An 8,222-nucleotide genomic window follows, 5' to 3' on the forward strand; every position below is an offset into this window, starting at 1 on the left:
AGGTCTTTCAGCTTATGACTATGGCCTTTTTGATAGCCTTCCTTGGGGTGAACGTCGCCGGTTTCTGACCATTGTCTTAGCCAGTGCTGTACCGTTCGATAGCTGACGTTCAGGAACCGACTGACTTCCATGATATAGCTAAGCCATCTCTGCTTGTCAGTTTTGGAGTCGCAGGGCCCAGCCCCGCCTTGGATTCTCCTAGTATCTCCCTGACAAACTGAAGCAGCTCGGCTATAGTAGCGCCATTCGAGATGGCTTTTACCGCCTTCTTACGCAAATCATAGTTATATGGTCTGGGCATTTTCTCACTCCCTAGTAAAACGCTCATTATATGACAACCTTAAAAAGCTTGGCTATATGACGATTCGTAGAGCGCTTAAAAAGATAGGCTGCTGTATTCTTCTACCGATGCATTGGACAATGCCAGTTTTCAACTGACACTTCATGAGACGGTCAACGGCAGTAAGACGGGTAATATAGCTAAGTCATCTATGCTTGTCATGTCTTGAGTCGCAGGGCGCAGCCCCGTTGTTGGTTTTCACTTTGGCAAACTGAAGTGGCTTAACTATAATCAGCAACGCCACCCCTGCCATCCTCAGCTACAGTTGCCCAATATCCTCGTACCATAAATCTGGGTGACGCTGGATAAATTCCTGCATCAGATTCCGGCATTCCGCCAAGTCTAAATCAATCACTTCTACTCCGTGTTGTTCCATGAATTCTCGCGCGCCCTGAAAGGTTCGTGATTCCCCTACAATCACCCGCCGAATCCCGAATTGCACCACCGCGCCGGCGCATAAATAACAGGGCATCAATGTCGAATACAGGGTGGTATCGCGATAGGAACCAATCCGTCCCGCCCGTCGTAAACAATCAATTTCCGCGTGGGTCACAGGGTCATTCTCTTGCACCCGCCGGTTGCGTCCTGCGCCCACAATTTGCCCTGCTTTCACCAGTACGGAACCAATCGGAATACCGCCTTCAGCGAGTCCCTGGCGCGCCTGGGCAATCGCCGCTTGCATGAATTCATCCATCACCTACCTGCCCTCACCGAATGTCCTGCATTATACGGGTCTAGCGGGGATAACGCTGCATCAGTTGATGCACTTCGGCGGCGTGGTAGGAACTGCGGGTCAAGGGCGACGCCACCACTTGCAAAAAGCCCATTTGTTCACCAATGCGGCGCCACTCGGTAAATTCTTCCGGGGGGACATAGCGGGCCACGGGCAAATGCTTGGGACTCGGTTGCAGGTATTGCCCCAGCGTGAGAATGTCGCAATCCACCTGGCGTAAATCCTGCATCACTTGCACTACCTCTTCCCAGGTTTCCCCCAGTCCCACCATCAGCCCCGATTTGGTGTAGGTACGGGGATAGAGTTGCCGGGCCTTGCGCAACAGCATCAGGCTGCGGTGGTAATCTCCTTGGGGTCGCACGCGCCGGTACAACCGCGGGACAGTCTCCGTGTTGTGGTTGAGCACCTCCGGTTGCGCCGCCAAGATGACCGCCAGGGCCTCCCAGTTGCCGCATAAATCGGGAATCAGGACTTCAATCGTGGTGCCAGGGCAAATTTCCCGCACCTTGTGAATGCAGTTGGCAAATTGTTGCGCTCCTCCATCCGGCAGGTCGTCTCGATTCACCGACGTGATCACCACGTGCCGGAGTCCCAACCGTCGCACCGCTTCCGCTAAACGAGCGGGTTCCTCTGGGTCCGGTGGCAGGGGTTTCTTCACAAACTCAATATCGCAGTAGGGACAGGCGCGGGTGCAGGCCGGCCCCATGATCAAAAACGTTGCCGTGCCCTGGCTAAAGCACTCGCCGATATTCGGGCAAGACGCTTCCTCGCAAACGGTGTTTAGCCGTAGGTCTCGAAGCAGATGCTTGACCTGACCAAAGACTGGCCCTTGTCCTAGGGGGGTGCGCAGCCAATCCGGTTTGCGGGTTCTCACGGGGGATTTCGTCATGAATCCCACTGTAGCAAAGGATAGACTAAGGTGTTAGGGCAACGCTTGGACAGTGCTGTGACTTACTGGCTCATGAAATCCGAACCCCACGTCTACAGCATCGCCGATTTAGAACGAGATAAACGCACGATTTGGGATGGGGTGCGCAATTACCAAGCCCGCAACTTTTTACGGCAAATGCAAGTGGGGGAACGCGCCTTTTTTTATCACTCCAATGCCGACCCGCCAGGCATTGTGGGACTCATGGAAATCACCCAAGTGAATATCATTGACCCAACGCAGTTTGACCCCCAAAGCCCCTACTACGACCCCAAATCATCACCCGCGAATCCCCGCTGGTGGACGGTAGAAGTCGGCTATTTACAAACGTGCCCAGCTCCTATGACGCTGGAGCAACTGCGCCAATCCTACGACCCGCATCAATTTTTGGTTGTTCGTCCTGGCAATCGGTTATCGGTGCTACCGGTCCCGCCAGAAATCGCCCAGGATATTGCCGCCAAAACGGGATTGAGTTTGTAGTTCTCTTCATCTACAATTGCGGCGGGTGTTGGGGAAAATGCCCGTATGCCTCGCCTGGTCAAAACTTTATTGCTCGGACTGGCAGCCTTGTGTGTCACGTGTCTAGGGTTAACGCCTGTCTTCGCCCAGCACGATACGGTGACCGTGCAGCTACTTGCGATTAACGATTTTCACGGAAATTTAGAGCCAGGCAATTTGACACTCGCCTTACCAGATGGCCAACGCCTACCGGCAGGGGGTGCGGAATTCTTGGCGACCCATCTCCAGCAATGGCGGCAAGGACACCGGCACAGCCTATTTGTTTCCGCTGGCGATAATATCGGCGCAACCCCCTTGCTGTCGGCCCTATTTCACGACGAACCCACGATTGAAGCGTTGAATGCGATGGGGTTAGCCGTTAGTGCGGTGGGCAACCATGAATTCGACCGGGGCGTTGACGAACTCCTGCGCTTGCAAAAGGGGGGGTGTCATCCCACCGATGGCTGTCGCGCTGGCGAAACGTTTAAGGGAGCGAAATTCCAATATCTGGCCGCGAATGTGATTGATGAAAAAACCAACCGCCCCATCTTGCCCCCCTACCAAATCTACACGTTTTCCGGCGTAAAAGTGGCCTTTATCGGCATGACCTTGAAAGGGACGCCTCGAATTGTCCCACCTCAAGCTGTGGCCGGACTGCGATTTGAAGACGAAGCCGAAACCCTCAATGCACTAGTTCCCGTCTTAAGGCAACAGGGTGTCCGAGCCATGGTGGCGCTGGTCCATCAAGGGGGATTCACCACCGGCGGTCCGAACGAGTGTCGCCATTTCACTGGCCCGATTGTGGACATCGTCCAGCGCACCGACCGGGAAGTGGATGTGTTCATCACCGGGCATACCCACCGGGCCTACAACTGCGTGGTGGACGGTCGGCTGGTGACTAGCGCGGATGCCTTTGGCCGCATGGTGACGGAAATCAACCTAGTGCTCGACCGCCGGACAAAAGACGTGCGTTCGCTGCGAGCCAATAACCGCATCATTACCCAGGACGTTCCCAAAGCCCCCGCCCTGACCCGTTTGATAGCGCGGTACAAAGTTTTTGCCGACCCGATAGCAAATCGCGTCATCGGGCAAATCACTGCCGATATTCGGCGCCAACCCAGCCCCAGCGGCGAGATGCCCCTAGGAAATCTCATTGCCGACGCCCAGTTGGCCGCCACCCAAGCGCCAGAAACCGGGGGAGCAGTAATTGCCTTCATGAATCCAGGGGGAATTCGTGCGGATTTGACCTACAGCGACGGGGGCCATGTGACCTACGGCCAGGCATTTACCGTGCAGCCCTTCGGGAACCATCTCGTGACCATGACCTTAACAGGGGCGCAGGTCAAGGCGTTGCTGGAACAACAATTTGACAATCCCGCGCCGGGCCAAAACCGGATTTTGCAGGTGTCTCAGGGGTTTCGCTATCGCTGGCGACCAGATAGGCCCCCAGGGCAACGGGTCGTAGACATAACGCTCAACGGCCAACCCCTGATTCCCACCCAAACCTACCGGGTGACGGTCAATGGCTTTTTAGCTGATGGCGGCGATGGATTTACGGTGCTGAAAGAAGGTAAGGAGCGGTTGGTTGGCCCTACCGATATAGCCGCTTTGGAAGCTTACTTCCGCAACCGTTCACCGGTTAGCCCCCCACCCTTGGGACGCATCCAAAACTAGCTATTTTTGTCCTCTCCCGCCTCTAGAGCACTCGCTTCCCGCCTAAATTCCTCTTCAAATTCGCGGGCCGCCTGTTGGAAGCTTTTGACCGTCTTGCCGAGACTGCGGCCAATCTCGGGTAACTTGCGGGGCCCGAAGATTAGGAGCGCAACAATTGCAATCACCCCTAGCTCCGGCAGCCCCATCCCAAAAATGTTCATGGTTTGTCCTCCCAAAAGGAGCTAGCCTGCTTCAACCGCCCCAATCCACCTTGAAACTTTCTAGGAGAATGGACGAGTTGTAAATCTGCAGGATGATCAATAAAAAGATGAAAAATAGACCCATAAAGACCGCCATCAAGGGTGTAGTTCCCCAACCGGGCGCGACTTTCCCATACTCCGAATTAAGCGGGCGCAACAAATCACCCAACCAAGTCCGCATTGCCATAGGCTTTACCCGTCCATCGTTAATCTCCTGTAACATTATAGGAGCAGGCTCACCAGCGTGGAGAGCGACCAATGGAATCTGCAACAGTTTTTATCATTTCCCTAGCGGCGCTGGTCATTGGCATCACTGGCTACGCCATTTACGTCGCGTTTGGCCCGCCCTCGCGGTCACTTGAAGACCCCTTTGAAGACCATGAGGATTGACGTTGCGCTTCCTAGAATATGAAGTAGCCAGGTCGGTAAGGCGGGCATGGGGCGTTCGGGGATTGGGATTGTCACAGCGCAACGGCGGCCAGAACGACCCGTTGGTCAGATTCATGTCTATGACGGTCTTGGCAAAGGCAAATCCCAGGCGGCACTAGGGGTCGTGCTGCGTTCAATTGGGCTGGGGATCAACACGGGCAAGCGAAACCGGGTCCTTCTGCTGCGGTTTCTCAAGGGGCCGGGGCGCGTCTATGACGAAGATGGCGCTATTGAAGCACTTGAACAGGCATTTCCCCATCTGATTGACCAGGTGCGCACGGGGCGAGCGGAGTATTTTGGGCCCGATGAAATCACCCCTTTTGACCGGATGGAAGCTGAACGGGGCTGGCATATCGCCAAGGGCGCGATTCTTTCGGAACTCTACTCGGTGATCGTGCTGGATGAAATCAACCCCGTGCTGGACTTGGGATTGCTCCCTGTTGATGAGGTGGTGGAAACCTTGGCCAAAAAACCGGAATCGCTGGAGATTATTGCGACGGGCCGGGCCGCACCGCGCGAGCTATTAGAAATTGCCGACCTGCATTCTGAAATGCGTCCCCACCATCACCCCACCGCCGAAAAGTACGGCATTACGGGCATCGAAATCTACACCGGCGCGGGCAAAGGCAAATCCACCAGCGCTCTCGGCAAGGCGTTGCAGGCGATTGGGCGAGGGATTCGCTTGGACTTGTCCCACCGGGTGCTCATCCTGCAATGGCTCAAGGGGGGCACGGGCTACACCGAAGACGCAGCGATTCAAGCCCTGCAACACAGTTATCCCAATCTGGTGGACCACCAGCGCTGTGGCCGTGATGCGATTGTCTGGTGGAACGACCGGCAAGAACTCGACTACGTGGAAGCGGAACGGGGCTGGGAAATTGCTCAAGCGGCGATTCTCTCGGGGCTGTACAAAACCATTATTTTGGATGAACTCAATCCCACAGTGGATTTAGAACTCTTGCCCCAGGAGCCTATCATCCAGACGCTGTTGCGCAAGCCCCAGCATACCGAAGTGATCATTACGGGCCGGTGCCGGCAACTCCCCCGCTACTTTGACCTGGCCAGTGTGCATTCCGAGATGGTCAACCACAAGCACTACGCCGAGCGGGGGGTGGACCTCAAGCGGGGGGTGGACTACTAGCGATACAGATCACATCGTTACTGCGCTTTTTCGCCCACAATAGAAGAGTGGAGTTCTGGGCATTCATCCGGGAGTTTTTTATGAAGTTCCTCAATCTGATCGTGGCAGCGGCGGTGAGCGGGCTGGTGGCGTTACCGGTGCGGGCGGAAGATGCGGCGCAAGTGCGGCAATTGTTGAACACCAAGACTTGTACCAATTGTGACCTGCGGGGGGCTGACCTGCGGGGCGCGCGTTTGAGTAATGCCAACTTGCGGGGGTCGGATTTGACGCGGGCAAATCTGCGGGGTGCGGATTTAGTGGGCGCTGACCTGAGCAATACGGACTTGCGGGGTGCTGATTTGCGGGGTGCCAATCTGAGCTATGCCAAGCTGGACGGGGCTGACTTGCGGGGCGCGAATTTGGAAGGGGCTAATCTGCGCGGGACGGAACTAGAAGGTCGGCGGCGCGGCGAATTCGGCGGCTATCCTACGCTGCGTCAGATGGCGGTGCCGCGGCGCTAGGGGATTCTGCCCAGCGTCTTGCTAGGTTCATAAAATCGGCAGGCACCATGATGATGGTCGTGGTGTTGTTTTCTGCGCCGATTTCCGTGAGCATTTGCAGGCGACGGAGTTCCAAAGCTGCGGGGTTTTGGGCGATTTCGCGGGCAGCGTTGGCCAACTGAAGCGACGCTTCTTGCTCAGCCGTAGCCTTGATGAGTCGTGCACGTTTTTCCCGGACGGCTTCAGCTTCCTTGGCCATGGCCCGCTGCATCGAAGGGGGAATTTCCACATCCCGCATCTCTACCCGTTCGATGTCAATACCCCAGGGTTCCGTGATTTCGTCTACGATTTCGCGGATGCGCCAATTCACCTTGTCGCGGTTTTTGAGTACGTCATCCAGTAGGTTTTGTCCGACCACGTTGCGCAGGGTGGTTTGGGCTGCTAGGTACACCGCCTGATGGTAATTCTCCACGCGGTTGATGGCTTTTGCAGGGTCAATGATCCGGTAATAGAGCACGGCATTGACTCGAATCGTGACACTGTCAGCCGTCACGGTCTCCTGGGGTTCCACGTCCACCGTTCGGGTGCGCAGGTCCACTTGAACCTTTTGCTCCACCAGCGGAATGATCCAGTACAGCCCCGGCCCGCGAATACTGTGCAAGCGTCCCAAGCGAAAAATCACGCCCCGCTGGTACTCCCGGTCGAGTTTGAAACCGGATAAAACGATGGCTAACAGAACCGTCAGCGCCGTCAGGCCCCACGGCATGGCTTTATCTCCCGCGCTAAACGCTACAGCTCTAGTCTAAAGTCTAGGCCAGGAATTGCTATACTGCAGGCTGGTTTGGCGGCCACCAACCCATGCAAATTGCCACCTGGAACGTCAATTCGATTCGCACCCGCCTTGGGCATATCCAGACGTGGTTGCAGAAACACCCAGTGGAGATTTTGTGTTTGCAGGAAACCAAAGTCACCGATGACCAATTTCCGACAGAAGCATTTCCGGATTATCACTGCGTGATGGCTGGGCAAAAGGCCTATAACGGCGTTGCCATTTTAACCCGTATTCCTCCCACGCATGTTTCTGTGGGTTTTGCGCCGTTATTGGGCCAGGAATGGACCGGCTATTTAGATGAACAAAAACGGTTAATTCATGTGCAAATACAGGGCCTGGAGATTGTCAATGTCTATGTGCCCAATGGCCAGAGTGTAGGAAGCGACAAATACGATTACAAATTGCGGTGGCTGGCGGCGTTGCACCAATATCTCCAACGGTTGTTGCAGCAAACGTCCCAGGTCTGTGTGTGCGGGGATTGGAATGTGGCCCCGACAGATTTGGATATTTACGACCCCCAGGACAAGCAGGCGCACATCATGGCGTCGCCTTCGGAGCGGGCTGCGTTTCAACAAGTGCTGGCCTTGGATTTCCAAGACAGTTTCCGGTTGTTTTGCCACGAAGGGGGTCACTTTACCTGGTGGGACTACCGAGCAGGTGCGTTTCGCCGCAATCAGGGCTGGCGGATTGACCACATTCTGATTAGCCAACCCCTACGCAGTTGGGCCAAACACTGTTGGATTGACCGGGAACCCCGCGCGTGGCCACAACCGAGCGACCATGTGCCGGTCGTGTTAGAACTGGACTGGCCCCCTACACGATGAAGTGATACGGCTCGGTTTCGTTGGCCATGCGGCTGCGCACGTCGTAGTACAGGTCGGCCAGGGTCAATTGCGCCAGGGTTTGTTGACACCGCTCGCTAACCCGTC

The 8,222-nt window shown here is 55.7% G+C and carries 11 protein-coding genes; 6 read left to right on the plus strand and 5 right to left on the minus strand.

From position 1 onward, the window contains the following. Positions 1 to 599: 599 nt before the first annotated feature. Complete coding sequence (locus NZ705_12035; GenBank protein MCS7293672.1) at positions 600 to 1,034, minus strand: nucleoside deaminase; 435 nt, start codon at positions 1,032 to 1,034, stop codon at positions 600 to 602. A gap of 40 nt (positions 1,035 to 1,074) precedes the next feature. Next, the gene (gene lipA, locus NZ705_12040) at positions 1,075 to 1,962 is read right to left on the minus strand and encodes a lipoyl synthase (protein ID MCS7293673.1); all 888 of its coding nucleotides are present in this window, start codon (positions 1,960 to 1,962) and stop codon (positions 1,075 to 1,077) included. A gap of 57 nt (positions 1,963 to 2,019) precedes the next feature. On the opposite strand from lipA, the gene NZ705_12045 reads away from it, so the two are divergent. After that, positions 2,020 to 2,481, plus strand: a complete 462-nt coding sequence (locus NZ705_12045; GenBank protein ID MCS7293674.1) for an EVE domain-containing protein — start codon at positions 2,020 to 2,022, stop codon at positions 2,479 to 2,481. Positions 2,482 to 2,526: 45 nt separating this feature from the next. Then, positions 2,527 to 4,173 (plus strand): bifunctional metallophosphatase/5'-nucleotidase, encoded by a 1,647-nt coding sequence (locus NZ705_12050; GenBank protein ID MCS7293675.1) that lies wholly within the window; start codon positions 2,527 to 2,529, stop codon positions 4,171 to 4,173. Here NZ705_12050 and NZ705_12055 read toward each other — a convergent pair. Further along, positions 4,170 to 4,373, minus strand: a complete 204-nt coding sequence (locus NZ705_12055) for a TatA/E family twin arginine-targeting protein translocase (GenBank protein MCS7293676.1) — start codon at positions 4,371 to 4,373, stop codon at positions 4,170 to 4,172. The genes NZ705_12050 and NZ705_12055 overlap by 4 nt on opposite strands. A gap of 31 nt (positions 4,374 to 4,404) precedes the next feature. Next, a complete protein-coding gene (gene psbH / locus NZ705_12060; GenBank protein MCS7293677.1) occupies positions 4,405 to 4,599 on the minus strand; it encodes a photosystem II reaction center protein PsbH in 195 nt (64 codons plus the stop codon). Positions 4,600 to 4,670: 71 nt separating this feature from the next. On the opposite strand from psbH, the gene psbN reads away from it, so the two are divergent. The 3 genes from psbN to NZ705_12075 all read left to right on the plus strand — a co-directional run bounded on the left by psbN (position 4,671) and on the right by NZ705_12075 (position 6,482). Further along, positions 4,671 to 4,802 carry a photosystem II reaction center protein PsbN gene (gene psbN / locus NZ705_12065; GenBank protein ID MCS7293678.1) on the plus strand — a complete coding sequence of 44 codons (132 nt, stop codon included), beginning with the start codon at positions 4,671 to 4,673 and terminating at the stop codon, positions 4,800 to 4,802. 46 nt (positions 4,803 to 4,848) lie between these two features. Beyond that, positions 4,849 to 5,982 carry a cob(I)yrinic acid a,c-diamide adenosyltransferase gene (locus NZ705_12070; protein MCS7293679.1) on the plus strand — a complete coding sequence of 378 codons (1,134 nt, stop codon included), beginning with the start codon at positions 4,849 to 4,851 and terminating at the stop codon, positions 5,980 to 5,982. An 80-nt stretch (positions 5,983 to 6,062) separates the two neighbouring features. Further along, positions 6,063 to 6,482 carry a pentapeptide repeat-containing protein gene (locus NZ705_12075; GenBank protein ID MCS7293680.1) on the plus strand — a complete coding sequence of 140 codons (420 nt, stop codon included), beginning with the start codon at positions 6,063 to 6,065 and terminating at the stop codon, positions 6,480 to 6,482. Here the strand turns inward: NZ705_12075 and NZ705_12080 are convergent. Continuing rightward, on the minus strand, positions 6,448 to 7,227 hold the full coding sequence (locus tag NZ705_12080) for an SPFH domain-containing protein (GenBank protein MCS7293681.1): 780 nt from the start codon (positions 7,225 to 7,227) through the stop codon (positions 6,448 to 6,450). The two genes, NZ705_12075 and NZ705_12080, sit on opposite strands and share 35 nt — an antisense overlap. 92 nt (positions 7,228 to 7,319) lie before the next feature. Here NZ705_12080 and xth point away from each other — a divergent pair, with 92 nt between their 5' ends. Beyond that, the gene (gene xth, locus NZ705_12085; GenBank protein MCS7293682.1) at positions 7,320 to 8,117 is read left to right on the plus strand and encodes an exodeoxyribonuclease III; all 798 of its coding nucleotides are present in this window, start codon (positions 7,320 to 7,322) and stop codon (positions 8,115 to 8,117) included. The last annotated feature ends 105 nt before the right edge of the window (positions 8,118 to 8,222 follow it).

Source organism: Gloeomargarita sp. SKYB120, assembly GCA_025062155.1.
Taxonomy (GTDB): Bacteria; Cyanobacteriota; Cyanobacteriia; order Gloeomargaritales; family Gloeomargaritaceae; genus Gloeomargarita.

Excerpts from the sequence above, each read along its gene's own strand:
- NZ705_12075 (MCS7293680.1), top strand. The coding sequence starts at position 6,063 with ATGAAGTTCCTCAATCTGATCGTGGCAGCGGCGGTGAGCGGGCTGGTG.
- psbH (MCS7293677.1), bottom strand. The coding sequence starts at position 4,599 with ATGGCAATGCGGACTTGGTTGGGTGATTTGTTGCGCCCGCTTAATTCG.
- psbN (MCS7293678.1), top strand. The coding sequence starts at position 4,671 with ATGGAATCTGCAACAGTTTTTATCATTTCCCTAGCGGCGCTGGTCATT.
- NZ705_12050 (MCS7293675.1), top strand. The coding sequence starts at position 2,527 with ATGCCTCGCCTGGTCAAAACTTTATTGCTCGGACTGGCAGCCTTGTGT.
- NZ705_12070 (MCS7293679.1), top strand. The coding sequence starts at position 4,849 with ATGGGGCGTTCGGGGATTGGGATTGTCACAGCGCAACGGCGGCCAGAA.
- NZ705_12055 (MCS7293676.1), bottom strand. The coding sequence starts at position 4,373 with ATGAACATTTTTGGGATGGGGCTGCCGGAGCTAGGGGTGATTGCAATT.
- NZ705_12035 (MCS7293672.1), bottom strand. The coding sequence starts at position 1,034 with ATGGATGAATTCATGCAAGCGGCGATTGCCCAGGCGCGCCAGGGACTC.
- lipA (MCS7293673.1), bottom strand. The coding sequence starts at position 1,962 with ATGACGAAATCCCCCGTGAGAACCCGCAAACCGGATTGGCTGCGCACC.
- xth (MCS7293682.1), top strand. The coding sequence starts at position 7,320 with ATGCAAATTGCCACCTGGAACGTCAATTCGATTCGCACCCGCCTTGGG.
- NZ705_12080 (MCS7293681.1), bottom strand. The coding sequence starts at position 7,227 with ATGCCGTGGGGCCTGACGGCGCTGACGGTTCTGTTAGCCATCGTTTTA.